1 protein-coding gene is annotated in these 1,002 nt (G+C 72.4%); it reads left to right on the plus strand.

The window, feature by feature from the left end; all coding sequences use genetic code 11:
- Nucleotides 1-74 precede the first annotated feature (74 nt).
- Nucleotides 75-1,002 (plus strand): NADH-quinone oxidoreductase subunit N (locus ACZ7HQ_RS46025; protein ID WP_471003748.1); only part of this gene is annotated, 928 nt, incomplete at its 3' end.

Here is a 1,002-nt window from a genome sequence, read left to right on the forward strand (position 1 = left end):
GCCGGCCTCTGGCCCGCCGTCCTCCTCGGTCTCACCGACCCCGCCGTGCAGCAGCTTCTCGCAGGAGGCAAGTCGTGACCGCGGACCTCAGCACCACCGCCGGAAGCCTCGTCGCACAGGCCCCGGCCACGACGGCCCCCGGCACCGACGACGCCGCCGGAAGCCTCGTCGCGGCCGACGTCCCCAGCGTCGTCCAGTCCATCGACTGGCTCGCCATCGCGCCCCCCACCCTCACCGCGCTGGCCGCCCTGGCCGTCCTCGTCGCCGACCTGTTCCTGCCGGCCCACCGCAAACGGCTCCTCGGGTACGCCACCCTCATCGCGCTCGCCGCCGCCCTGGCGTTCCTCATCCCCCTGCGCTCCGGAGACCGGACCACCTTCTGCGTCACCACCGGCGCCCAGGCCTGCAGCTACGCCGCCGACCACTTCACCGTCGTCATCCAGGCCCTGGTCCTCGGCGGCGCGTTCCTCACCGTCCTGCTCTCGCTCGACGACACCCGCGAGCTGCCGGCGGGGGAGTACTGGTTCCTGCTCCTGGCCTCCGCCTCGGGAGCGGCCCTGCTGCCCGCCTCCCGTGACCTCGCCACGCTCGTCGTCGCCCTCGAAGTCGCCTCCCTCCCGGCGTTCGCCCTCGTCGGCATCAAACGCGGCGACCGGCGCTCCTCCGAGGCCGCGCTGAAGTTCTTCCTCTCCTCCGTCGTCGCCACCGCCGTCATGCTGCTCGGCGTCAGCTTCGTGTACGCGGCCACCGGCACCCTGCACCTCACCGAGATCGCCGACCGTCTCGACGACGTCGCCCCGGTCCTCGACACCCTCGCCAAGACGGGGGTGGCCCTCACGCTCGTCGGCTTCGCCTTCAAGACGGCCGCCGCGCCCTTCCACTCCTGGGTCCCCGACACCTACGTCGGCGCGCCCCTCCCGATCGCCGCTTATCTCTCCGTGGTGGGGAAGGCCGTAGGGTTTTCGGGCCTCATTCTGGTGACCGTCATCGCGTTCCCCTCCT

Source organism: Streptomyces sp. NPDC037290 (assembly GCF_055603245.1).